Raw genomic sequence first — 25266 nt, forward strand, 5'->3', positions numbered from 1 at the left:
AAATGTGCTTAGCATCGCAAAATTGAGAATTGATGTCGTCTGGCGCAGCGCTTACCCGGTCTGTTCTCTTCAAAAAGCAAAAACCCCGCCGAAGCGGGGTTTCGTAAGAAGTTGAAGCTGACCGATAAGCCGGGTTCTGTCGTGGACAGTCATTCATCTAGGCCAGCAATCGCTCACTGGCTCAAGCAGCCTACCCGGGTTCAGTACGGGCCGTACCATGTGAACCCCTATTTGGCCTTGCTCCGGGTGGAGTTTACCGTGCCACGGACTGTTACCAGCCGCGCGGTGCGCTCTTACCGCACCCTTTCACCCTTACCTGATCCCGCTTGCGCGGGCCATCGGCGGTTTGCTCTCTGTTGCACTGGTCGTGGGTTTCCCCCCCAGGCGTTACCTGGCACCCTGCCCTGTGGAGCCCGGACTTTCCTCCCCTCCGCCCGTCTCCCCCGAAAGGGACGACGACGAAGCGGCGACTGTCTGGTCAGCTTCGGCGCGCAGTATAGAGGGTTTGCGCGCCGCTGTCACCCCTGGCTACGCATGCCTACCTGCAATGTGGCCGCGATATTGCGCGAGGCGCGGTAAATGTTGTCATACGCGCCCCGGAACGCCTCTTCCAGTGAGCCGATGCTGGTCAGTACGCTGAACACCGCGTCGATGCCGTACTGGTGTACCACGCCCACGTCCTGCGTCAGACTTCCGGCAATCCCTATCACCGGCTTATGGTATTTTTTGGCGACGCTCGCCACGCCGACGGGCACTTTACCGTTAATGCTCTGGCTGTCGATGCGCCCTTCGCCCGTCAGTACCCAGGTGCAGTCGTGAATGTGTTCTTCAAGATTGAGCGCCTGAGTGACAATCTCAATGCCGCTTTTCAGCTCAGCCCCCAGAAATGCCATCAGCGCCGCGCCCATGCCGCCCGCCGCTCCTGCCCCCGGAACCGGGTTCACGTCGATGCGCAAAGATTTTTTGATCACCTCGGCATAGTGGCTAAGATTGGCGTCGAGTTCGAGGATCATCTCCTCGGTGGCGCCTTTTTGCGGGCCAAAGATACGCGACGCGCCGCTTTCACCGACCAGCGGATTCGTCACGTCACAGGCGACGCGGATTGCGCATCCCTGAAGACGCGAATCGAGCGCCGAAATATCAATACGGTTAAGCGCCATCAGGCTACCGCCACCGTAGCCGATCTCCGTCCCATTGGCATCCGTAAACCTCGCGCCCAGCGCCTGCATCATGCCGGCGCCCCCGTCGTTGGTTGCGCTCCCGCCGATACCGATGATGATATTGCGCGCGCCTTTATCCAGCGCGCTGAGGATCAGCTCCCCCGTCCCGCGAGACGTTGTGACCAGCGGGTTACGCAGCGCGGGAGGAACAAGCACCAGGCCGCTGGCGGCGGCCATTTCGATAAACGCGGTCGTCCCGTCGCCAGAGATCCCCCAGCGGGCATTCACCTTTTCCCCTAACGGACCGGTGACGACAGCCTGCTGCCAGGTGCCCTGAGTCGCGGCGATCATCGCTTCAACCGTACCTTCCCCACCGTCAGCAACGGGAACCGACACGTAATGAGCGTCGGGGAAAATCTCCCGAAATCCTTTTTCTATCGCCTGCGCCACCTCGGTGGCAGACAGGCTTTCTTTATAAGAGTCTGGCGCGATTATGATTTTCATAGTTGTAAGCCTGGACCGTAGGCCCGGTATGCGTTGCGCCACCGGGCAGGACGTCATTAGCGAGTAATTTCGACCTTCGCCAGTTTTTCGTAGTAGCACGCGAGCGCGCTGTGATCGGCAGTGCCAAGACCGTCCGCACGCAGCGCCTGCATCATCTCCATGACGGCGGCAGTCAGCGGCAGCTGCGCCCCTACGCCGTGTGACGTATCCAGCGCATTCGCCAGATCTTTAATGTGCAGATCGATACGAAAACCCGGCTTAAAGTTACGATCCATCACCATCGGTGCCTTGGCATCCAGCACGGTGCTGCCCGCCAGACCACCGCGAATGGCCTGATAGACCAGATCCGGATTCACCCCCGCTTTGGTGGCCAGCGTCAGCGCCTCCGACATGGCCGCAATGTTCAGCGCCACAATCACCTGGTTTGCCAGCTTGGTGACGTTACCCGCGCCGATGTCACCGGTGTGCACCACGGAGCCAGCCATCGCTTTCATCAGGTCGTAGTATTTGTCGAAGACGGCTTTATCGCCGCCCACCATCACCGACAGGGTGCCGTCAATGGCTTTGGGCTCGCCGCCGCTGACCGGTGCGTCCAGCATATCCACGCCTTTCGCCTTCAGCGCCTCGCTGATTTCGCGGCTCGCCAGCGGTGCGATTGAACTCATGTCGATCACCACCAGGCCCGGCTTCGCGCCGTCGATAATGCCGTTCTCACCCAGCGCCACCTCTTTCACGTGCGGAGAGTTTGGCAGCATGGTGATGATGACATCGCACTGCTCGGCGATCGCTTTTGCGGTTGCCGCCGTTTCCGCGCCGGCCGCAATCACCTCTGCCACCGCGTCTGAATTACGGTCGAGAACCACCAGCGAGTAACCTGCTTTGATGAGGTTCTTGCTCATTGGTTTGCCCATGATACCCAGGCCAATAAAACCCACTTTCAGCGTCATAATCTGTTTCCTCAATGATGGTTATTTTTTAAAAGCGTCTGCTAATCTCTGCGTGGCCGCGCGGAATACGCCGAGGTCGCTGCCGACGGCAACAAACGTTGCGCCCCACTCCAGGTAGCGGCGGGCGTCAGCTTCCACCGGCGCCAGAATGCCGCACGGCTTACCGTGGGCTTTGGCACGGGCAAAAATGTGCTGGATGGCGCGCTGAACGTCCGGGTGGCTGGCGTTGCCCAGATGACCAAAGGCGGCAGCCAGATCGCTCGGGCCAACGAAAATACCGTCTACCCCTTCGGTCGCGGCAATGGCGTCGACGTTATCGACACCCTGCTGGCTCTCGATCTGAACCAGGATGGTGATGTTCCTGTTGGACTGGGCGAAATAGTCCGGCACGGTGCCAAACATGTTGGCGCGGTGCGAAACGGACACGCCGCGGATCCCTTCCGGCGGATAGCGGGTCGCCGCTACGGCCAGCACCGCTTCTTCTTCCGTTTCAACAAACGGGATCAGGAAGTTGTAGAAGCCGATATCCAGTAAACGCTTGATGATAACCGGCTCGTTGGTGGGCACACGCACCACCGGCGCGCTGTGGCTGCCTTTCAGCGCCATCAGCTGCGGAATAAACGTGCTGATATCGTTTGGCGCATGTTCGCCGTCCAGCACCAGCCAGTCGAATCCGGCCAGGCCCAGCACTTCCGTGCTGATGGGGTTTGCCAGCGCAGACCAGCAGCCAATCTGGATCTGGTGCGCCGCGAGGGCTGCTTTAAACTTATTCGGGAAGATATCGTTACTCATCGCTTATACCTTTTTTAATTCCGCAGTTTTAGCCAGCATCATTTTTATTTATTCCGACGCAGCGTCAGGGTTATATTTATTTTCTGACTGAATTTTGGCGTTATAAAATCGTCATTCAGTATAATCGCCGCCCGACGGCAGTACATTGTTTCAATGCTCAGTTATCGAGTGGAATTTGAACGCTATCTTGAGCATATGCACAAAGCAGTGGGCGCTGATGCACAGAATCAACGATTAGTGTTTCGGGAGCGATCGCGATCACATTCTCACCTTTCCTCTCCTGACATTCTTTATTTCTTCAATAAGAAACAATTAACCATCTGGCTATATTTAGTATCAGATATTTTGCTGGAGAAGCGTAAACAATGGCCGATATTCAAATTCGACAGGCGTCGCCGACGGCGTTCTATATAAAAGTGCACGATACCGACAACGTGGCGATTATTGTCAACGACAATGGCTTAAAAGCGGGTACCCGCTTCCCGGACGGGCTGGAGCTGATTGAGCACGTTCCGCAGGGGCACAAGGTCGCGCTGGTCGATATCCCCACGCACGGCGAAATCGTGCGTTACGGCGAAGTCATCGGCTATGCGGTACGCCCTATCCCGCAGGGCAGCTGGGTTGAAGAGTCGCTGGTTGAGCTGCCAGCGGCCCCGCCGCTGGAAACGTTGCCGCTGGCGACCCGCGTCCCTGAGCCGTTGCCGCCGCTGGAGGGCTATACCTTCGAAGGTTACCGCAACGCGGACGGCAGCGTGGGAACCAAAAACCTGCTCGGCATCACTACCAGCGTGCATTGCGTGGCGGGCGTCGTGGATTACGTGGTGAAAATTATTGAGCGCGATCTGCTGCCGAAATACCCCAACGTTGACGGCGTGGTGGGGCTTAACCACCTGTACGGCTGCGGCGTGGCGATCAACGCGCCCGCGGCGGTCGTGCCAATCCGCACAATCCACAATATCGCCCTCAACCCAAACTTTGGCGGCGAGGTGATGGTGATTGGCCTCGGCTGTGAGAAATTGCAGCCTGAACGCCTGTTGCAGGGTACTGAGGATGTGAAAGCCATTCCGGTAGACGATGCCAGCATTGTTCGTCTCCAGGACGAACGTCACGTCGGATTCCGTTCCATGGTCGACGATATTCTTCAGGTGGCGGAGCGCCATCTGGACACGCTGAACAAACGCCAGCGCGAAACCTGCCCGGCCTCTGAGCTGGTAGTGGGGACACAGTGCGGCGGCAGCGATGCGTTTTCCGGCGTCACCGCCAACCCGGCGGTGGGTTACGCGTCGGATTTGTTCGTGCGCTGCGGCGCCACGGTGATGTTCTCCGAGGTCACCGAAGTGCGTGACGCCATCCACCTGCTTACGCCGCGCGCCGTCAACGAGGAGGTGGGCAAACGCCTGCTGGAGGAGATGGCCTGGTACGATAACTATCTTGATATGGGCAAAACCGACCGCAGCGCCAACCCGTCTCCGGGTAACAAGAAAGGCGGCCTGGCGAACGTGGTGGAAAAAGCCCTCGGGTCAATTGCCAAATCTGGCCAGAGTGCGATTGTGGAAGTGCTCTCTCCGGGCCAGCGGCCAACCAAACGCGGCCTTATTTACGCGGCTACGCCTGCCAGTGATTTTGTTTGCGGCACCCAGCAGGTGGCGTCCGGCATTACGGTACAGGTCTTTACCACCGGGCGCGGCACGCCGTACGGCCTGATGGCGGTACCGGTGATCAAAATGGCGACCCGCACCGAGCTGGCAAACCGCTGGTATGACTTAATGGATATCAACGCGGGCACCATCGCCACCGGGGAAGAGAGTATTGAGGATGTGGGCTGGAAGCTGTTCCACTTCATTCTGGACGTGGCGAGCGGGCGGAAGAAAACTTTCTCTGATCAATGGGGACTGCATAACCAGCTGGCGGTGTTTAATCCGGCGCCGGTGACGTGATGGCCTCTCATTCTGCCCTCTCCCCACAGGGGAGAGGACAGGGTGAGGGGACAAAACCCTACACCAGCACCACATCAATCCCGCTTTTCCGCAGCCCGTCTAGGCTCTCCGCCGGAATACCTTCATCAACGATAATCATATCGATCCGCTGGGTATCAATGATTTTATGCAGGCTTGAGCGGTTAAACTTGCTGGAGTCGGTCACAACGATAATGCGCTCTGCCACCTCGCACATTTTTCGATTCAGGCGGGCTTCATCCTCGTTGTGGGTACTCACCCCCCGATCGAGATCGATGGCGTCGACGCCCAGGAACAGCAGGTCAAAATGGTAATTCTGTAACGACTGCTCCGCCTGGTCGCCGTAGAAAGATTGCGACTGACGGCGCAAGTGTCCACCGGTCATCAGCAGCTCCACTCCCTCTGCTTCCAGCAGCGCGTTCGCCACGTTCATCCCGTTGGTCATGGCAATAACGTCGGTGTGCTGGCGCAGCATACGGGCGATTTCACAGGTCGTGGTACCCGAGTCCAGAATAATGCGGTGGCCCGGCTTCACCAGCTCAGCCGCCGCCTGCGCGATGCTGCGCTTCACTGCCGTATTAAGGGAACTTTTGTCCTCAACGGACGGCTCCACGCCGGGCATATTGCCTTCGCAAATCAGCGCGCCGCCGTAAGCGCGAACGGCAATCCCCTGCTTTTCCAGAAAGGCCAGATCGTTACGGATCGTCACCGTCGACACGCCGTATAAAAGAGAAAGATCGTTAACCTGCACGCTTCCCTGCGCCCGCAACCGCTGAATGATCTGCTCTCGCCTTTCGCTGGTGCCGGTGATGCGCTTCTCTGCGGATGGATCGGTGCTGCTCATACGAGCTCCTTAGTAAATAAACTTTCGTTTCATTTCGTTTTGCTTATTAACGCCTTTCTTTTAAGGGAATGCAAGCCCTGTAAGGCGCGCTGACGCACGCTTAACCGCCGCTGAAACCTTTCATTATGTTTCTTTTGTGAAACAGATCGGAAAACTATTATCTTTCGTTTTATTTTTACCGCACCATAATGCAGTATCAAATGAAACAAAACGAAAGATGAATGCCAACACCATCCGAAATGGAGAGGAAAGTGAAACATCTGACAGAAATGGTGGAACAACATAAACGGGGGAATACAAACGGGATTTATGCCGTCTGTTCCGCACATCCACTGGTACTTGAAGCTGCAATTCGTTACGCCCATTCTCAACAGACGCCTCTGCTGATTGAAGCCACCTCAAACCAGGTGGATCAGTTTGGCGGCTATACCGGTATGACGCCCGCCGATTTTCATGGGTTTGTCTGCACGCTGGCGGGATCTCTCGGTTTCCCCACCTCGCAGCTGATCCTTGGCGGCGATCATCTCGGTCCCAACCGCTGGCAAAACCTGCCGGCTTTGCAGGCGATGGCGAACGCCGACGATCTCATCAAAAGCTACGTGGCTGCCGGGTTCAAGAAGATCCATCTCGATTGCAGCATGTCCTGCGAAGACGATCCGGTTCCTTTAACCGATGCGATCGTTGCCGGGCGCGCCGCGCGTCTGGCAAAAATTGCCGAAACAACCTGTCTTGAGCAATTTGGTGTAGCCGATCTGGTCTACGTTATCGGCACGGAAGTTCCGGTTCCCGGCGGCGCGCACGACACGCTGACCGAGCTTGAGGTCACCACGCCAGAGGCGGCACGCGCCACGCTTGAAGCACACCGCCACGCATTTGAGAAGGAAGGGTTAAGCGACATCTGGCCGCGCATTATTGGCCTGGTGGTACAGCCCGGCGTTGAGTTCGATCATGCGCACGTTTGTGACTATCAGCCGCATAAGGCCGTCGCGCTGAGCAAAATGGTTGAAGCCTATGACACGCTGGTATTTGAAGCACATTCTACCGATTACCAGACGCCGCAGGCGCTGCGCCAGCTGGTGAACGATCACTTCGCCATTCTTAAAGTCGGTCCTGCCCTGACCTTTGCCCTGCGCGAAGCGCTGTTCTCACTGGCCGCCATTGAAGAAGAACTGCTCCCGGCGAAAGCCAGCTCGGGCCTGCGTCACGTTCTGGAAAACGTGATGCTCGATCGCCCGGAATACTGGCAAAGCCACTATCACGGTGACGGCAATGCCCGACGCCTGGCCCGCGGCTACAGCTACTCCGACCGCGTGCGCTATTACTGGCCGGACAGCCAGATTGACGATGCCTTTGAACGACTGGTGCGCAATCTGGCAGACGAACCCATTCCGCTGCCGCTTATCAGCCAGTATTTGCCGTTGCAGTACAGCAAAGTTCGCGAGGGCGCTCTCAAGTCAACGCCGCGGGAACTCATCATTGACCACATTCAGGACATACTCCAGCAGTACCATGCCGCCTGCGAAGGCGTAACGACTCCACACGCATAATTAAAAAGAGGAAAACGCTATGCCAAACATTGTCTTATGCCGCATTGATGAACGCCTGATCCACGGACAGGTGGGCGTGCAGTGGGTGGGGTTTGCGGGGGCAAACCTGGTGCTGGTGGCAAATGACGAGGTTGCGGACGATCCGGTTCAACAAAACCTGATGGAAATGGTGCTCGCGGAAGGGATCGCCGTGCGTTTCTGGTCGCTGCAAAAAGTGATCGACAACATTCACCGCGCCGCTGACCGCCAGAAAATTCTGCTGGTCTGCAAATCACCCGCCGATTTTCTGAAGCTGGTTGAAGGCGGCGTGCCCATCACCCGTATCAATGTCGGAAACATGCACTACGCCAGTGGCAAACAGCAAATTGCCAAAACGGTATCTGTAGACGCGAACGATATCGCCGCGTTCAACGGCCTGAAGGCGGCCGGCGTGGAATGCTTCGTTCAGGGCGTTCCAACAGAGACTGCTTTGGATCTCTTTAAACTGCTCTGAGGGATTCACAATGGAAATCAGTCTGTTGCAGGCTTTCGCGCTCGGGCTTCTCGCCTTTATCGCGGGCCTGGATATGTTTAACGGCTTAACACACATGCACCGTCCGGTGGTGCTCGGGCCGCTGGTTGGCCTGATACTGGGCGACCTGCACACCGGTATTCTGACCGGCGGTACCTTAGAGCTGGTCTGGATGGGTCTGGCGCCGCTGGCGGGCGCGCAGCCGCCGAACGTGATTATCGGCACCATCGTTGGCACCACGTTTGCCATCACCACGGGCGTGAAGCCGGATGTCGCCGTTGGGGTCGCGGTGCCGTTTGCCGTGGCGGTTCAGATGGGGATCACCTTCCTCTTCTCCGTGATGTCCGGCGTAATGTCCCGCTGCGATCGCATGGCGGCCAACGCGGACACCGACGGCATAGAGCGAGTCAACTATCTGGCGCTGCTGGCGCTCGGCATTTTTTATTTCCTGTGCGCGTTTCTGCCCATCTACTTTGGCGCTGAACACGCGAAAACCGCCATTGCTATCCTGCCGGAGCGTCTGATTGACGGTCTCGGCGTCGCGGGCGGCATCATGCCAGCGATCGGCTTCGCCGTGCTGCTGAAAATCATGATGAAAAACGTCTACATCCCTTACTTCATTATCGGTTTTGTCGCCGCGGCCTGGCTGAAGCTTCCGGTACTGGCGATTGCCGCAGCGGCACTGGCGATGGCGCTGATCGACCTGCTGCGTAAATCGCCTGAACCGACGGCGCCCGCGGCCCAGAAAGAGGAATTTGAAGATGGCATCTAATCACACCACCCTGCCGGGCGCGTCTGTCAGTGAAGAGACGCTGCTGAGCGGCGTGAATGAAAACGTCTATGAAGACCAGACCATTGGCGCGGAGCTGACCAAAAAAGACATCAACCGCGTGGCCTGGCGCTCCATGCTGCTGCAGGCCTCGTTCAACTACGAGCGTATGCAGGCCTCCGGCTGGCTGTACGGGCTGCTGCCCGCGCTGAAAAAGATCCACACCAATAAGCGGGACCTGGCGCGGGCGATGAAAGGTCATATGGGCTTCTTTAACACCCATCCGTTTCTGGTGACCTTCGTTATCGGCATTATTCTGGCGATGGAACGATCAAAGCAGGACGTGAACAGCATTCAGAGCACGAAAATTGCCGTCGGCGCGCCGCTCGGGGGCATTGGTGACGCCATGTTCTGGCTCACCCTGCTGCCGATTTGCGGGGGGATTGGCGCCAGCCTGGCGCTGCAAGGCTCCATTCTTGGCGCGGTGGTTTTTATCGTGCTGTTCAACGTGGTGCATCTCGGCCTGCGCTTTGGCCTGGCGCACTATGCCTACCGAATGGGTGTCGCCGCGATCCCGCTGATCAAGGCCAACACCAAAAAGGTTGGCCATGCTGCGTCCATTGTCGGGATGACGGTAATTGGTGCCCTGGTGGCAACCTATGTGCGCCTGAATACCACACTCGAGATTAAAGCCGGGGATGCGGTCGTCAAACTGCAAACCGACGTGATCGACAAGCTGATGCCGGCGTTTTTGCCGCTGGTCTACACCCTGACCATGTTCTGGCTGGTACGCCGTGGCTGGAGCCCGCTGCGCCTGATTGGTATCACCGTGGTGCTGGGCGTGGTCGGTAAATTCTGTCACTTCCTGTAAAAGCAAAGAGGTTGCGATGTTAGGCATTATTTTGACGGGTCACGGCGGTTTTGCCAGCGGGCTTGAACAGGCGATGAAGCAGATCCTCGGCGAACAGCCGCAGTTTATCGCCATCGATTTTCCGGAAAGTTCCACCACTGCGCGGCTGACCGCGCAGCTTGAGCAGGCAGTGACTGAACTGGACGCAGAGCACGATATTGTGTTTCTCACCGATCTTCTCGGCGGGACGCCGTTTCGTGTGGCCTCTACCCTCGCGATGCAGCGGCCCGGCAGCGAAGTGATCGCCGGCACTAACCTCCAGCTTTTGCTGGAGATGGTGCTGGATCGCGACGGATTAAGCAGCGAAGCGTTTCGTTTGCAGGCGCTGGAGTGCGGCCATCGCGGCCTGACCAGCCTGGTGGATGAGCTAGCCCGCTGTCGCGAGGACGTGCCCGCCGGGGAAGGGATATGAGCCAGGTGCTGCGCGCGCGTCGTCTGCTTACCGGGCAGGGCTGGCTGGATGACCACCAGCTGCGTATCGAAAGAGGCGTCATCACCGCCATCGAGCCGATACCGGCAGGGGTTAACGTCCGCGAGGCGGACCTGCTTTGCCCGGCATATATCGATATCCACGTTCACGGCGGCGCGGGAGTGGACGTGATGGATGATGCACCCGACGTGCTGGACCGGTTAGCCATGCATAAAGCACGTGAAGGTGTGGGGGCGTTTTTACCCACCACCGTCACCGCTCCGCTGGAGGCGATCCATGGCGCGTTAAGGCGTATTGCCCGACGCTGTCATGCCGGTGGCCCCGGCGCGCAGGTTCTGGGGAGCTATCTGGAAGGCCCGTACTTTACGCCGCAGAACAAAGGGGCGCATCCGCCAGAACTGTTTCGCGAACTGGATCTTGCGGAACTTGATGCGCTGATTGCGGTTTCGCAGGACACGCTGCGGGTTGTGGCGCTGGCCCCGGAAAAAGCGCACGCCCTGAAGGCGATCCATCACCTCAGCCAGAAAGGGATACGCGTCATGCTGGGCCACAGCGCTGCTACATACGCGCAGACCCTTGCCGCATTTGACGCAGGCGCAGCCGGGCTGGTGCACTGCTACAACGGCATGACGGGGTTACACCACCGGGAGCCCGGCATGGTTGGCGCCGGGCTGACGGACCCACGCGCGTGGCTGGAGCTGATTGCCGACGGTCACCACGTTCACCCTGGAGCCATGCGGCTATGTTGTTGCTGTGCGAAGGATCGCACGGTGCTGATCACCGATGCCATGCAGGCGGCGGGGATGCCTGACGGGCGCTATACGCTATGTAGTGAAAATGTCGAGATGCAGGGCGGCGTTGTCCGCACGGCCTCCGGCGGGCTGGCGGGCAGCACGCTCGCGCTGGATGCCGCCGTGCGACATATGGTGGAGCAGACGGGGGTTCCCGCAGAGAACGCTATTCATATGGCCTCGCTGCATCCTGCCCGCCTGCTCGGTATGGACCACCTGCTGGGATCGTTAGCGCCAGGCAAACGCGCCAACATTATTGCGCTGGACGCAGGTTTACACCTCCGGCAGATCTGGCTTCAGGGTCAGGCGCTTTCGCTATAGCCCTTTCACAGTCTGCTCTGTTGGCCTTACGGAATGCGATCGTAAGGCCTTTCTTTTCCTTTCCTTAATTTTTACCTTTCCTTTCGCGATCACACTTTTCGTTTTATTTCTTTTTCGCCATTGAACTTTCGATTTCTTTTCTATAGATTTTCTTTAACTGCTTAAGTGAACAAGTGAAACGAAACGAAAGATAGCGACACGTTTGCCAGCGTCTGATGTGGAATTCACACGACTAAGGACTGAGTTATGCCACAAACCACTACCGCCACCACCGGCACCTGGACCGAAAAAGAGATCCGCCAGCAGCCAGCCAGCTGGCTTCGCTCGCTCAGCAGTATCGATAACCTGCGCGCGTCGATCGACGGTTTTCTGACGCCACTGTTGCGCAAGCCCGATCTGCGGATCGTTCTGACCGGTGCGGGCACGTCCGCTTTTATCGGTGACATCATTGCGCCATGGCTTGCCAGCCGCACAGGGAAAAACATGACCGCGATCCCAACGACCGATCTGGTCACCAATCCGATGGATTATTTCAGCCCTGCGCACCCGCTGCTGCTGGTCTCTTTTGCCCGTTCCGGCAACAGCCCGGAGAGCGTCGCCGCCGTTAAGCTGGCGAACCAGTTTGTGCCGGAGTGCTACCACCTGTCGATCACCTGTAATGAAGCGGGCAGCCTGTACCAGAATGCCGTCGACAGCGATAACGCCTGCGCTCTGCTCATGCCGGCTGAAACGCACGATCGCGGGTTCGCGATGACAAGCAGCATCACCACCATGATGGCGAGCTGCCTGGCGGTATTCGCACCGGAAACGATCAACAGCAAAACGTTCCGCGACGTATCCGATCGCTGTCAGGCGATCCTCACGTCGCTCGGCGATTTCAGCCACGGCGTTTTTGGTAACGAACCGTGGAAGCGCATCGTTTATCTGGGCAGCGGCGGATTACAGGGCGCCGCGCGGGAATCTGCGCTGAAGGTGCTGGAGCTGACCGCCGGCAAGCTGGCGGCATTCTACGATTCGCCAGCGGGTTTTCGTCACGGGCCTAAGTCGCTGGTAGACAACGAAACGCTGGTCGTCGTGTTTGTCTCCAGCCATCCGTATACGCGTCGGTACGATCTGGATCTGCTCGCCGAGCTGCGTCGCGATCGTCAGGCCATGCGCGTGGTAGCCATTGCAGCCGAAACGGATCCGGTCATTGAAGCGGGCCCGCATATCCTGCTGCCGCCTTCCCGCGCGTTTAACGATATGGAGCAGGCGTTCTGCTTCCTGATGTACGCCCAGGTCTTTGCACTCACCCAGTCTCTGCACGTCGGCAATACGCCGGATACGCCGTCCGCCAGCGGTACGGTTAACCGTGTGGTCCAGGGCGTTGTTATTCATCCGTGGCAGGCTTAAGAGGACAGGCTCATGAGCATTATTTCTACCAAATACCTTTTGCAGGACGCGCAGACGAAGGGCTATGCCGTTCCGGCCTTTAACATCCACAACGCCGAGACGATCCAGGCGATCCTCGAAGTCTGTAGCGAAATGCGCTCGCCGGTGATCCTGGCGGGTACGCCGGGTACGTTTAAACATATTGCGCTGGAAGAGATTTACGCCTTGTGCAGCGCCTATTCCCACACTTATGACATGCCGCTGGCGCTCCACCTCGATCACCACGAATCGCTGGACGACATTCGCCGCAAAGTCCATGCCGGCGTACGCAGCGCAATGATCGACGGCAGCCATTACCCGTTCGAACAAAACGTGAAGCTGGTGAAGTCGGTCGTCGATTTCTGCCACCTCAACGACTGTAGCGTCGAGGCCGAGCTGGGACGACTGGGCGGGGTGGAAGATGACATGAGCGTCGACGCCGAAAGCGCGTTTCTGACCGACCCGCAGGAAGCGAAACGCTTTGTCGAGCTGACTGGGGTGGACAGCCTCGCCGTTGCCATCGGTACCGCACACGGCCTCTATACCAAACGGCCAAAAATCGATTTCCAGCGGCTGGCCGAGATCCGCGAGGTGGTGACGGTGCCACTGGTGCTGCACGGCGCGAGCGATGTGCCGGATGAGGACGTGCGCCGCACCATTGAGCTGGGCGTCTGCAAAGTGAACGTTGCAACAGAACTGAAAATCGCCTTCTCCGACGCCGTTAAAGCCTGGTTTGCCGAAAACCCGCAGGGCAACGATCCGCGCTTCTACATGCGCGTCGGCATGGATGCCATGAAGGAGGTGGTCAGAAGCAAAATCACCGTTTGCGGCTCGGCAAACCGACTGCTGCTTCCGGCTGAAGCCTGATCCCATCGCGCATTACATCAATACCTAAAAAATAACTATAAGCCTCGCAAATATGAAGGCGCGTCCTTAAGCCGGACAGCGCCTTCCATTATCCTAAAAAATCCGAGGAGTCCCTACATGACACAGGAAAAGTCGTTTAAATCGAAAGCGTGGGCGTTTTTCCAGAGCCTGGGAAAGACCTTTATGTTCCCGGTGTCCCTGCTTGCCTTTATGGGGCTGCTGCTGGGTATTGGCAGTTCCGTTACCAGCCCCTCCACCATCAAAAGTTTTCCTTTTCTGGGCGGCGAGTTAACGCAGCTCACCTTTGGTTTTATCGCCATGGTCGGCGGGTTTGCCTTTACCTACCTGCCGCTGATGTTTGCCATGGCGATCCCGATGGGCCTTGCCAAACGCAATAAAGCGGTAGGCGCCTTTGCCGGATTCGTTGGCTACATGCTGATGAACATGAGCATCAACTATTACCTGACCGCCACCCACCAGCTTGCCGATGCCGCCACCATGAGACAGGTGGGACAATCCATCGTGCTGGGCATTCAAACGCTGGAGATGGGCGTGCTGGGCGGCATTGTGGTGGGGGTCATCACCTACTTCCTGCACGAACGCTTTCAGGACACGGTGCTGCACGACGCCTTTGCCTTCTTTAGCGGCATTCGTTTTGTCCCGATTATTACCGCCCTCACCCTGTCGCTGGTCGGTTTGTTCATCCCCCTGTTGTGGGAATATGTGGCGATGGGCATTGCCGGGATTGGTCATATTATCCAGAGCACCAGCGTTTTTGGGCCGTTCCTGTATGGCGTGGGCGTGCTGCTGCTCAAGCCGTTTGGCCTGCATCACATTCTGCTGGCGATGGTGCGCTTCACCCCGGCGGGCGGCGTTGAGATGGTCAACGGCCATGAGGTGGCCGGTGCGCTGAATATTTTCTACGCCGAGCTGAAGGCCGGCCTGCCGTTTAGCCCGCACGTTACGGCATTTTTATCGCAAGGTTTTATGCCGACCTTTATCTTCGGCCTGCCTGCCGTGGCCTATGCCATCTACCGCACCGCGCGCCCGGAGAACCGTCCGGTGATTAAAGGGCTGCTGCTTTCCGGCGTGCTGGTTTCGGTGGTCACCGGCATTTCGGAGCCGATTGAGTTCCTGTTCCTGTTTATCGCCCCTGTGCTTTATGCCTTCCATATCGTTATGTCTGGCCTGGCGCTGCTGGTGATGGCGCTGCTTGGCGTCACCATCGGCAACACCGACGGCGGCATTCTGGACCTGCTGATCTTCGGCGTCATGCAGGGAACGTCGACCAAATGGTATCTGCTGTTCCCGGTGGGTATTGCCTGGTTTGCTATCTACTTCTTCGTCTTCCGCCGGTACATCCTCAAACACGATATTAAAACGCCGGGCCGTGAGGTTGACGCGCAGGGTGCGCTCCAGGCGGTGGAAGCCAATACCCGGGCACGTGGAAAATCAAAATACGATCATGGACTTATTCTTCGTGCGCTTGGCGGCAAAGAGAATATTGAGTCGCTCGACAACTGCATTACCCGCTTACGTCTGGTAGTGAAAGATAAGGGGCTTATTGACCAGCAGGCGCTGAAGGCCGCGGGCGCCCTGTCCGTCGTGGTGCTTGATGCCCACAGCGTTCAGGTGATCATCGGCCCGCAGGTGCAGAGCGTCAAAACCGGCATTGAAGCCTTAATTTAACAGGGGGTCGTTGTGTTTGATTTCGACAGGATCATTGAGCGTAAAAGCGATAAGTGCCGTAAATGGGATCATGCGTTTGTGTGCTCGCGTTTCGGTGATGTCCCGGAGGGATTTATCCCGCTGTGGATAGCAGATATGGACTTCACCTCGCCACCCGCCGTGACTGAAGGCTTTCAGCGCATCGTGGAGCATGGCACCTTCGGTTATACCTGGTGCTTCGACGAATTCTACGATGCGGTCATCGCCTTCCAGCGCATCCGTCATCAGGTTGAGGTGGAGAGGTCATGGATCACCCTGACCTACGGCACCGTGTCCACGCTGCACTATACGGTTCAGGCGTTCTGCACACCCGGCGACTGCGTGATGATGAACACCCCGGTGTACGATCCGTTTGCCATGGCGACGCAGCGACAAGGAGTGCAAGTACTCGCTAACCCGCTGCGCGTGGAAGACAACCGCTACCAGCTTGATTTTAACCTGACGGAAGCGCTGCTCAGAACGCACCGGCCCGCGCTGTGGTTCTTCTGCTCGCCGCATAACCCCTCCGGCAGGATCTGGCGCGCGGATGAGATCCGCCAGGTCTCCGAGCTCTGCAAACGCTACGGCACCATTCTGGTGGTAGATGAGGTGCACGCGGAACATATTCTCGACGGCACGTTCGTGAGCTGTTTGACCTCCGGCTGCGCCGCGCTGGATAACCTGATTGTGCTGACCTCCCCGAATAAAGCGTTCAACCTGGGGGGGCTAAAAACATCCTACTCGATGATTCCAGACGATTCGCTGCGCCAGCGCTTCCGTCAGCAGCTTGAGAAGAACTCCATTACCTCGCCAAATATCTTCGGCGTGTGGGGGATTATTCTGGCCTATCAGCACGGCCAGCCGTGGCTCGACGCGCTGAACGGTTATCTGTGCGGCAATGCCCGCTACCTGGCGGATGCCATTCAGACCCACTTCCCGGCGTGGAAGATGATGAACCCGGAGTCGTCGTATCTCGCCTGGGTAGACGTCAGCGCGGACGATCGCAGCGCGACGGCGCTCACCCAACATTTCGCAAAACAGGCTGGCGTGGTCATTGAAGACGGCAGCCACTACGTCCAGAACGGCGAAAACTACCTGCGGATTAACTTCGGCACCCAGCGCTACTGGCTGGAGCAGTCAATCAACCGAATGCTGAAGCATTACTGATAAGGATCTTACCCGATGAAAAAAGTGCTCACACTCTCGCTGCTGGCGCTTTGCGTGTCCCACGGCGCGGCGGCAGCGAACTACGCGCTCAGCAACGACGCTATTGCCCTCTCGTTTGATGATGCAAACGCAGCGGCCGTGGTAAAGGACAGCAGGGCTAACCATCCGCTCGCGCCGCAGGAGCTGTTTTTTCTGACGCTGCCGGATGAAACAAAAATCCATACCGCTGATTTTAAAATCAAGCACGTCGAAAAGCAGGACAACGCGATTGTCGTCGATTTTACGCATCCGGATTTTAACGTGACGGTGAAGCTGAACCTGGTGAAGAAAAAATACGCCAGTATCGATTACACCATCGCTGCGGTCGGCCAGCCGCGGGACGTGGCGAAAATTACCTTCTTCCCGACGAAAAAGCAGTCCCAGGCGCCTTACGTTGACGGGGCGATCAACAGCTCGCCAATCGTGGCCGACTCGTTCTTCATTCTGCCAGACAAACCGATTGTAAATACATACGCTTATGAAGCCACCACGAACCTGAACGTCGAGCTGAAAACGCCCATTCAGCCTGAAGCGCCGGTCAGCTACACCACCTGGTTTGGCACCTTCCCGGAAACCAGCCAACTGCGCCGCAGCGTGAACCAGTTTATTGATGCCGTGCGTCCGCGGCCGTACAAGCCTTATCTGCACTACAACAGCTGGATGGACATCGGCTTCTTTACCCCGTACTCCGAGCAGGATGTGCTGGGGCGGATGGACGAATGGAACAAGGAGTTTATCGCCGGGCGCGGCGTAGCGCTGGACGCGTTCCTGCTGGACGATGGCTGGGACGATCGCACCGGACGGTGGCTGTTTGGCCCGGCATTCAGCAACGGTTTCGGCAAGGTCAGGGAGAAAGCCGACAGCCTGCACAGCTCGGTTGGGCTGTGGCTTTCACCGTGGGGCGGCTACAACAAGCCGCGCGATATTCGCGTCTCGCATGCAAAAGAGTACGGATTTGAAACCGTAGACGGGAAGCTGGCGCTGTCAGGGCCGAACTACTTTAAAAACTTTAACGATCGGATCATCAAGCTGATCGAAAACGAGCACATTACCTCGTTTAAGCTCGACGGCATGGGCAACGCCAACTCGCATATCAAGGGGAGTCCGTTTGCCTCAGATTTCGACGCGTCAATCGCCCTGCTGCATAACATGCGTAGCGCCAACCCAAACCTGTTTATCAACCTGACGACCGGCACCGACGCCAGCCCGTCCTGGCTGTTCTACGCTGACGCGATCTGGCGTCAGGGCGATGATATCAACCTGTACGGCCCCGGCACGCCGGTGCAGCAGTGGATGACCTACCGCGATGCCGAAACCTGGCGATCCATCGTGCGCAAAGGTCCGCTGTTCCCGCTGAACTCGCTGATGTACCACGGGATCGTCAGCGCCGAAAATGCGTATTACGGTCTGGAGAAGGTGCAAACGGACAGCGATTTTGCCGACCAGGTGTGGAGCTACTTCGCAACCGGCACCCAGTTGCAGGAACTGTACATCACGCCATCCATGCTCAACAAGGCGAAGTGGGATACCCTGGCGCAGGCCGCAAAATGGTCGCGTGAGAATGCCAGCGTGCTGGTGGATACTCACTGGATTGGCGGTGACCCGACTGCGCTTCAGGTTTACGGCTGGGCTTCCTGGAGCAAAGACAAAGCGATTTTTGGCTTACGCAACCCGTCGGATAAGCCGCAACGTTACTATCTGGATTTAACGAAAGATTTTGAGATCCCAGCAGGAGAGCGTTCGCAGTTTACCCTCAAAGCCGTGTACGGCAGTAATTCAACCGTACCGGAGGAGTATAAAAACGCCGTGGTGATCACCCTGCAACCGCTGGAAACGCTGGTGTTTGAGGCGATGCCTGGGAAATAAAAAGTGTTCAGCTGGCAGGTTAAGGCATGACCTGCCAGCTTCCCCCTTTCCTTGCCCCCAGGCGTTTTAATTTACCCTTTGTTTGCAAAGAACGGAGATAACGTTCCGCGGTGCGGGAAGTCACCCCCAATACAGAGGCCAACATCACCGCAGTCATTTGCGGTTGAACGGTAAGCAGCTCAAGGATAGTGTTTTCCTTTTCCGACAATTCTTCCGACATTTTTTCCGACATGACGGATGTTATATCGATGCCTTCCCGCAAAGCTTCGGCCAAATTTTGTAACATAAACGCCACGAATGCCGTGCAATCACTGGCCCGATCGCATTGTCCTAAAATCTGGTAATAGCGCGATTGCTGGAAGTGAATGAGTGTTTCAACGGGCAGCCATGCAAGTTCTGCACGCCACTGGCTTAAGATCAACGTTTGCCACAGCCGCCCCATGCGTCCATTTCCATCCGAAAAGGGATGAATAAATTCGAACTCGTAGTGAAATACCGAGCTGGCAATCAACGGGTGAAGATCGGTCTGCTTAAGCCAGGAAAGAAGATCGTCGATAAGGCGGTTCATTTGTGACGCTGGCGGGGCCATGTGGACTAACTGGTTTCCACGGTACACCCCTACGTCCCCCTTTCTGAGCTTTCCGGGGTGATCGACCAGACCCATCATCAATAATCGGTGTGCACTAAGTAAGTCGTTGAGCATCCAGGGCTTCCATTCGATCAATTTCTCATATGCCAGGATAGCATTGCGTACTTCCTGAATATCTTTTTCAGGTGCAAGCACGCGTTTGCCATCCATGATTGCCGTCACCTGTCCGGTCGTTAATGAGTTATGTTCGATGGCCAGGGAAGCCTGAATAGTGCGTATCCTGTTCTCTTTGCGCAGTAAGGGTGATATTCTGCCTGAATGAGCCGCCCAGTGCCCCAATAGTTCACCAATCTCAACAACCTGATTAAGAATAAATGGCGTGATAGTAAATGGCGGCTGATAGCGGCTCATGTCACTTACTCCCCCTGCTGCTCCAGCGCGTATTTATACAGCGCATTTTTCTTCACGCCGTGGATCTCTGCCGCCAGCGCAGCCGCTTTTTTCAGAGGAAGTTCAGCCTGTAGCAGGGCCAGCGTACGCAGCGCATCGGCAGGCAGGGCGTCTTCCTGCGCTTTATGCCCTTCGACAATCAGCACCATTTCGCCCTTGCGGCGGTTTTCATCCTCTTTCACCCACGCCAGCAGCTCGCCAACTGGTGCACCGTGAATGGTTTCCCACGTTTTGGTCAGCTCGCGCGCCAGCACCACGTAGCGCCCTTCGCCCCAGACGGTCACCATATCTTCCAGGCTTTCCAGCAGGCGGTGCGTGGATTCGTAGAAAATCAGGGTACGCGGTTCGGCTTCCAGATCCTTTAACACGTCGCGGCGGCCTTTGGATTTGGCGGGCAGGAAACCTTCGTAGCAGAAACGATCGGACGGCAGACCCGCCGCGCTTAATGCGGCAATAGCAGCACACGGCCCCGGCAGCGGCACCACGCGTATCCCGGCTTCACGGCAGGTGCGCACCAGATGGTAACCCGGATCGTTAATAAGCGGCGTACCCGCATCAGAGACCAGGGCGATGTTCTGCCCTTCCTTAAGCTTCGCCACCAGCGTTTCGGCTTTTTGTTGCTCATTGTGATCGTGCAGGGCAAACAAACGGGCGTTAATGGCAAAGTGTTGCAGCAGTAAACCGGTATGACGGGTGTCTTCAGCAGCAATTAAATCAACAGCTTGCAATACAGTGAGTGCACGTTGGGTAATATCAGACAAATTCCCGATAGGAGTAGGTACAATATAAAGCTGGCCTTGAGAATTATCTGCCGTTTCGTGTTGTTTCATTGTCTCGTCCGTATTGCCGATTTAATATTGAGCATTGCGTAAAAAAATCACTGGATACAGTATGGTACCGTTAACGTTTCTTCGAAAAAAAGCCGCGCACAGCGTGCCCCTCCTGCTGGCAGCCCTGATCTTTACAGGCTGCGGCACCCAGGCACCCGACCAGAGCACTGCTCATATGCAGGGATCCGCTCAGGCTGATTCTGGCTTTTATCTGCAACAAATGTCGCAGAGTACAAATGATACCAGGATCAACTGGCAATTACTCGCCATTCGTGCACTGCTGAAGGAAGGCAAAACCCAGCAGGCCGCCGAGCTTTTCAGCCAGCTGCCGAAGGAGCTTAACGACGAGCAGCGTCGTGAGCAGACCCTGCTGTCGGCTGAACTGAAGGTCGCGCAGAAAGATGACGACGGCGCAAAGAAGATCCTCGGCACCATCGATCTAAGCACCCTGGATAAAAATCAGCAGGCCCGATTCTGGCAGGCCGGTATCACCGCTGAGCAGGGCCGCCCTTCCCTGACGCTACTCCGCGCGCTGATTGCCCAGGAGCCTTTGCTCGCGGGTGCGGACAAGCAGAAAAATATTGACGCCACCTGGCAGGCGCTCGCCTCCATGACCCAGGATCAGGCCAGGGCGCTGGTGATTAATGCCGATGAAAATGTCCTGCAAGGCTGGCTGGATCTGCAACAGATGTGGTTCAACAACCGCAGCGATCCGGACATGCTGAAAGCTGGCATTGCCGACTGGCAAAAGCGCTACCCGCAAAACCCGGGGGCAAAAATGCTGCCAACGCAGCTGGTGAACGTGCAAAACTTTAAGCCCGCTTCCACCAGCAAAATCGCCCTGTTGCTGCCGTTAAACGGCCAGGCAGCGGTGTTTGGACGCGCCATTCAGCAAGGTTTTGAAGCCGCCAAAAACGGCACTACCGCCGTCAACGGCAGCGCGGTTCCGGCACAGGCTGCACAGGCGGCAAACGTGAATGACGTTGTCAGCCCGTCGGCTGCTGAAACCGAAGACCTGACCACCGCGCAACCCCCTGCGCAGGGCACCATGCAGAACCCGGTTACCGCCCCGACGACGCCAGCCGCTGCCCCAGCGCCTGCTGCGACGCAGGCACCGACTGAAACTCAAGCGCCCGTCACGGCAGAACAGCCGCAGCCGGAACAGCAGCCAGCGGCCCAGCAGCAGGCTGTGGCAACCACCAGCGCTAACCCTGGTGCAGAACTGAAAATTTACGACACCAGCGCCCAGCCGCTCGATCAGGTGCTGGCGCAGGTTCAGCAGGACGGGGCCAGCATCGTTGTAGGCCCGCTGTTGAAAAACAACGTGGAAGCGCTGATGAAGAGCAACACCACGCTGAACGTGCTGGCGCTTAACCAGCCTGAGCAGGTACAAAACCGCGCCAACATCTGTTACTTCGCGCTCTCTCCGGAGGATGAGGCCCGCGATGCGGCGCGTCATATTCACGAGCAGGGTAAACAGGCGCCGCTGCTGCTGATCCCGCGCAGCGCGCTGGGCGACCGCGTCGCCAACGCGTTTGCGCAGGAGTGGCAGAGCTTGGGCGGTGGCGTGGTGTTGCAGCAGAAATTTGGCTCCGCGTCCGAACTGAGAGCGGGCGTGAACGGCGGTGCTGGTATTGCTCTTAACGGTAGCCCGGTCTCCGCCAGCCTGCCGCAGCAGCAGAGCGTCACCATCGGCGACCTTACCATCCCGGCGCCACCTACCGACGCGCAGATCAGCGGCGGCGGTAAGGTGGATTCGGCGTACATCGTCGCGACGCCGGAAGAGATCGCCTTTATCAAACCGATGATCGCCATGCGTAACGGCAGCCAGAGCGGCGCAACGCTCTACGCCAGCTCGCGCAGCGCGCAGGGTACCGCAGGCCCGGATTTCCGTCTGGAAATGGATGGGCTGCAATACAGCGAAATCCCTATGCTGGCAGGCAGTAACCCCCAGCTGATGCAACAGGCGCTGGGCGCGGTGCGCAATGATTATTCTCTGGCGCGTCTGTACGCAATGGGCGTCGATGCCTGGGCGCTGGCAAACCACTTTACCCAGATGCGTCAGGTACCGGGCTTTGAGCTTAACGGTAATACCGGCGATCTGACCGCCAATCAGGATTGTGTGATTAACAGGAAGTTATCATGGCTCAAATATCAGCAGGGGCAGATCGTCCCGGCCAGTTAAGCCGTAAGCAGACCGGCGACGCGTGGGAGTTAAAAGCGCGCCGCTGGCTTGAAGGCAAAGGACTGCGTTTTGTCGCCGCCAACGTTCGCGGGCGCGGCGGCGAAATTGACCTGATCATGAAAGACGGTCACACCATCGTGTTTGTTGAAGTACGCTACCGACAGTCGTCCCGTTTTGGCGGTGCTGCCGCCAGCGTGACGCTCGCCAAACAACAAAAATTATTACAGACTGCCCACTTGTGGCTTGCCCGCCATAATGGGAGTTTTGATACTGTGGATTGCCGTTTCGATGTGGTAGCCTTCACTGGAAATGCGATCGACTGGCTTAAAAACGCGTTTGGCGAAGACGCATAAATAAGATTTTAAAGGGATACCGTGCTCGAACGAATTAAAGTGTGCTTCACAGAAAGCATTCAAACGCAGATTGCCGCGGCGGAAGCCCTTCCGGACGCGATCTCTCGTGCAGCGATGACGCTGGTTCAGTCGCTGCTCAACGGCAACAAAATCCTCTGTTGTGGCAATGGCACGTCCGCCGCCAACGCACAGCATTTTGCTGCCAGCATGATTAATCGCTTCGAAACCGAGCGCCCAAGCTTACCTGCCATTGCACTAAACACCGATAACGTGGTCTTAACTGCGATTGCCAACGATCGTCTGCATGACGAAATTTACGCCAAGCAGGTGCGCGCCTTAGGCCACGCCGGAGACGTGCTGCTGGCAATCTCCACGCGCGGTAACAGCCGGGATATCGTTAAGGCGGTTGAAGCGGCAGTCACCCGGGACATGACGATTGTCGCCCTGACCGGCTACGACGGCGGTGAGCTGGCTGGCCTGCTGGGGCCGCAGGATGTGGAGATCCGCATTCCTTCGCACCGTAGCGCCCGCATCCAGGAGATGCACATGCTCACGGTGAACTGCTTATGCGATCTGATCGATAACACGCTTTTCCCTCACCAGGATGATTAAGGAGTTCTCATGAAGGTTTTATCGGCTCTTGCAGTCGTAATGTCTGCATTACTGCTTCAGGGATGCATCGCTGCCGCTGTCGTCGGTACCGCAGCGGTCGGCACCAAAGCAGCGACCGATCCGCGTACCGTTGGGACGCAGGTGGATGACGGTACGCTTGAGCTGCGCGTGAACAGTGCGCTGTCGAAAGACGAACAGATCAAGAAGGAAGCACGCATCAACGTGACGGCCTATCAGGGCAAAGTGCTGCTGGCAGGACAGGCGCCAAACCCTGAACTCGCCTCCCGCGCCAAACAGATCGCGATGGGCGTAGAAGGCACGGCGGAAGTGTTTAACGAGATCCGCCAGGGCCAGCCAATTGGCCTCGGTACCGCGTCATCTGATACCTGGATCACCACCAAGGTGCGTTCCCAGCTGTTGGGTACAGACCAGGTGAAATCCTCAAACGTGAAGGTGACCACGGAGAACGGCGAAGTGTTCCTGCTGGGTCTGGTGACGGAACGTGAAGGGAAAGCGGCAGCGGATATCGCCAGCCGGGTGAGCGGCGTGAAGCACGTCACCACCGCCTTTACCTACATCAAGTAATTCCCGCCTGGCAGTAAGCCCGGTAAGCGCTAGCGCCACCGGGCTTTCTTTCACACAAGCGCCATACTCCCCACAATCACGCCGCTTAACGCCACCAGCCCCGCCGTCAGCCACAGCGCTTTTGCCGGGAATGACTTACGCAGCATGATAAGCGACGGCAGGCTCACCGCCGGCAGCGTGATGAGCAGCGCCAGCGCCGGGGCGGTTCCCATGCCGGCCATCATCATGGTCTGAATGATCGGGATTTCCGCCGCGGTGGGGATCACGAACAGGCATCCGGCCACCGCCATCGCAATCACCCACATCAGCGTGTTGTCGATAGCGCCATCCGCATGCGGGAACAGCCAGACGCGCGCCGCTCCCAGCACCAGCACGGCCAGGATATAGACCGGGATAGTGCTCCAGAAAAGCTGCCACAGCGCTTTGCCCCAGCGAGCCAAAAAATTGCCCTGCGGCTCGCTGACGTCCAGCTCAACGGAAGAAGGCCCGGCCTCGTTGTCTTTCACCAGGTGCTGCACCAGTGTAGCGACAAGCACCACCGTCAGCAGGCCAGCCGCCAGGCGGATAAACGCGAAGTGCCAGCCGAGAACAAAGCCCATAAACACCAGCGTCGCCGGGTTCAGCAAGGGGTTACCCATCCAGAAGGCAAGCGCGCCGCCCATCGACACACGCTGACGGCGCATACCCGCCGTCACGGGTGCAGCACAGCAGGAGCACATCATGCCCGGCAGGGAGAAAATCGTTCCCAGCAGCGTGCCCTGCAAGCGCGGCTGTCCTAAGGTTTTCACCAGCCAGTTGCGCGGGATGAGTACCTGAATCAACGAGCCCAGCAGCACGCCCAATACCGCCGCTTTCCAGACGGCAAGAAAATAGACCATTGCGTAATCCCACGCCGCGCGTAGCGGGCTGGAATCGGCCTGCGCGAGAATCGATTTACCGATGCTATGGGTGTCGGCGGCGGTGAAGGCTTTGCCGTAGTACGGCTGCCATTTCACATACCAGAGGCCAATGATGACCACGAGAAAGAAAAGCGCGGGCTTCCACCACTGAACGGGTGTTGCCGCCTGAGATGAAGACTGACCAGTCATACCATTCCCCGGAAGGTGTTATTTAATAAGCCGGGGA

General features: G+C 57.6%; 23 protein-coding genes and 1 other RNA gene. 16 read left to right on the forward strand and 8 right to left on the reverse strand.

What is annotated here, in order from left to right; all coding sequences use genetic code 11:
* Positions 1–109: 109 nt before the first annotated feature.
* From rnpB to garL, 4 genes are all read right to left on the reverse strand, one after another.
* Positions 110–486: RNase P RNA component class A (rnpB, locus tag DBR02_RS07390), an RNA gene on the reverse strand.
* 32 nt (positions 487–518) lie between these two features.
* Positions 519–1664 (reverse strand): glycerate 2-kinase, encoded by a 1146-nt coding sequence (gene garK / locus DBR02_RS07395; RefSeq protein ID WP_107533941.1) that lies wholly within the window; start codon positions 1662–1664, stop codon positions 519–521.
* A 56-nt stretch (positions 1665–1720) separates the two neighbouring features.
* A complete protein-coding gene (gene garR / locus DBR02_RS07400) occupies positions 1721–2611 on the reverse strand; it encodes a 2-hydroxy-3-oxopropionate reductase (protein ID WP_107533943.1) in 891 nt (296 codons plus the stop codon).
* A 21-nt stretch (positions 2612–2632) separates the two neighbouring features.
* Complete coding sequence (gene garL / locus DBR02_RS07405; protein ID WP_063867607.1) at positions 2633–3403, reverse strand: 2-dehydro-3-deoxyglucarate aldolase; 771 nt, start codon at positions 3401–3403, stop codon at positions 2633–2635.
* A gap of 365 nt (positions 3404–3768) precedes the next feature.
* Between garL and garD the strand changes: the two genes are divergently transcribed.
* Positions 3769–5340 (forward strand): galactarate dehydratase, encoded by a 1572-nt coding sequence (garD, locus tag DBR02_RS07410; protein ID WP_063451078.1) that lies wholly within the window; start codon positions 3769–3771, stop codon positions 5338–5340.
* Between the two features lie 58 nt (positions 5341–5398).
* Here garD and DBR02_RS07415 read toward each other — a convergent pair whose 3' ends face one another.
* Entirely contained in the window at positions 5399–6202 is an 804-nt protein-coding gene (locus DBR02_RS07415) for a DeoR family transcriptional regulator (RefSeq protein ID WP_063867605.1), read from the reverse strand.
* A 239-nt stretch (positions 6203–6441) separates the two neighbouring features.
* Between DBR02_RS07415 and kbaZ the strand changes: the two genes are divergently transcribed.
* The 11 genes from kbaZ (at position 6442) to DBR02_RS07470 (ending at position 18537) form a co-directional block, all read left to right on the forward strand.
* Positions 6442–7749, forward strand: coding sequence for a tagatose-bisphosphate aldolase subunit KbaZ (kbaZ, locus tag DBR02_RS07420; protein WP_107533945.1), 1308 nt, complete (start codon positions 6442–6444; stop codon positions 7747–7749).
* Positions 7750–7768: 19 nt separating this feature from the next.
* Positions 7769–8242: a PTS N-acetylgalactosamine transporter subunit IIB gene (gene agaV / locus DBR02_RS07425; protein WP_028014524.1), complete on the forward strand. Its 474-nt coding sequence runs from the start codon at positions 7769–7771 to the stop codon at positions 8240–8242.
* A 10-nt stretch (positions 8243–8252) separates the two neighbouring features.
* Positions 8253–9032: a PTS N-acetylgalactosamine transporter subunit IIC gene (gene agaW / locus DBR02_RS07430; RefSeq protein WP_028014525.1), complete on the forward strand. Its 780-nt coding sequence runs from the start codon at positions 8253–8255 to the stop codon at positions 9030–9032.
* Positions 9022–9900, forward strand: coding sequence for a PTS N-acetylgalactosamine transporter subunit IID (gene agaE / locus DBR02_RS07435; RefSeq protein ID WP_063451074.1), 879 nt, complete (start codon positions 9022–9024; stop codon positions 9898–9900). The genes agaW and agaE overlap by 11 nt, the downstream gene beginning before the upstream one ends.
* A 16-nt stretch (positions 9901–9916) precedes the next feature.
* Complete coding sequence (gene agaF / locus DBR02_RS07440; protein ID WP_063867601.1) at positions 9917–10351, forward strand: PTS galactosamine/N-acetylgalactosamine transporter subunit IIA; 435 nt, start codon at positions 9917–9919, stop codon at positions 10349–10351.
* Positions 10348–11481, forward strand: coding sequence for an N-acetylglucosamine-6-phosphate deacetylase (nagA, locus tag DBR02_RS07445; protein WP_107533947.1), 1134 nt, complete (start codon positions 10348–10350; stop codon positions 11479–11481). The genes agaF and nagA overlap by 4 nt, the downstream gene beginning before the upstream one ends.
* 246 nt (positions 11482–11727) lie before the next feature.
* Positions 11728–12873 (forward strand): SIS domain-containing protein, encoded by a 1146-nt coding sequence (locus tag DBR02_RS07450; RefSeq protein ID WP_107533949.1) that lies wholly within the window; start codon positions 11728–11730, stop codon positions 12871–12873.
* A gap of 12 nt (positions 12874–12885) precedes the next feature.
* Positions 12886–13758: a tagatose-bisphosphate aldolase subunit KbaY gene (kbaY, locus tag DBR02_RS07455; protein WP_107533950.1), complete on the forward strand. Its 873-nt coding sequence runs from the start codon at positions 12886–12888 to the stop codon at positions 13756–13758.
* Between the two features lie 117 nt (positions 13759–13875).
* Positions 13876–15447, forward strand: a complete 1572-nt coding sequence (gene malX, locus DBR02_RS07460; RefSeq protein WP_107533952.1) for a maltose/glucose-specific PTS transporter subunit IIBC — start codon at positions 13876–13878, stop codon at positions 15445–15447.
* Positions 15448–15459: 12 nt separating this feature from the next.
* Entirely contained in the window at positions 15460–16632 is a 1173-nt protein-coding gene (locus DBR02_RS07465) for a MalY/PatB family protein (RefSeq protein ID WP_107533954.1), read from the forward strand.
* Between the two features lie 15 nt (positions 16633–16647).
* Complete coding sequence (locus DBR02_RS07470; protein WP_107533956.1) at positions 16648–18537, forward strand: enterotoxin; 1890 nt, start codon at positions 16648–16650, stop codon at positions 18535–18537.
* A gap of 19 nt (positions 18538–18556) precedes the next feature.
* Here DBR02_RS07470 and DBR02_RS07475 read toward each other — a convergent pair whose 3' ends face one another.
* The gene (locus DBR02_RS07475) at positions 18557–19537 is read right to left on the reverse strand and encodes a Fic family protein (protein WP_107533958.1); all 981 of its coding nucleotides are present in this window, start codon (positions 19535–19537) and stop codon (positions 18557–18559) included.
* A 5-nt stretch (positions 19538–19542) separates the two neighbouring features.
* A complete protein-coding gene (gene rsmI / locus DBR02_RS07480; RefSeq protein ID WP_000809144.1) occupies positions 19543–20406 on the reverse strand; it encodes a 16S rRNA (cytidine(1402)-2'-O)-methyltransferase in 864 nt (287 codons plus the stop codon).
* A gap of 61 nt (positions 20407–20467) precedes the next feature.
* On the opposite strand from rsmI, the gene DBR02_RS07485 reads away from it, so the two are divergent.
* The 4 genes from DBR02_RS07485 to dolP are packed head-to-tail and all read left to right on the forward strand — an operon-like array spanning position 20468 to position 24141.
* Positions 20468–22591, forward strand: a complete 2124-nt coding sequence (locus tag DBR02_RS07485) for a penicillin-binding protein activator (protein WP_107533960.1) — start codon at positions 20468–20470, stop codon at positions 22589–22591.
* Complete coding sequence (locus DBR02_RS07490; protein WP_107533962.1) at positions 22549–22944, forward strand: YraN family protein; 396 nt, start codon at positions 22549–22551, stop codon at positions 22942–22944. Before DBR02_RS07485 ends, DBR02_RS07490 begins: the two co-directional genes overlap by 43 nt.
* Before the next feature lie 21 nt (positions 22945–22965).
* Complete coding sequence (diaA, locus tag DBR02_RS07495; protein WP_003861754.1) at positions 22966–23556, forward strand: DnaA initiator-associating protein DiaA; 591 nt, start codon at positions 22966–22968, stop codon at positions 23554–23556.
* A 9-nt stretch (positions 23557–23565) separates the two neighbouring features.
* Positions 23566–24141 carry a division/outer membrane stress-associated lipid-binding lipoprotein gene (gene dolP / locus DBR02_RS07500; protein WP_006812102.1) on the forward strand — a complete coding sequence of 192 codons (576 nt, stop codon included), beginning with the start codon at positions 23566–23568 and terminating at the stop codon, positions 24139–24141.
* A 50-nt stretch (positions 24142–24191) separates the two neighbouring features.
* Here the strand turns inward: dolP and DBR02_RS07505 are convergent, their stop codons facing one another.
* Positions 24192–25229: a permease gene (locus DBR02_RS07505; protein ID WP_107533964.1), complete on the reverse strand. Its 1038-nt coding sequence runs from the start codon at positions 25227–25229 to the stop codon at positions 24192–24194.
* Positions 25230–25266: the final 37 nt, after the last annotated feature.

It is taken from the genome of Enterobacter cloacae complex sp., from assembly GCF_900322725.1.
GTDB lineage: Bacteria > Pseudomonadota > Gammaproteobacteria > Enterobacterales > Enterobacteriaceae > Enterobacter > Enterobacter quasihormaechei.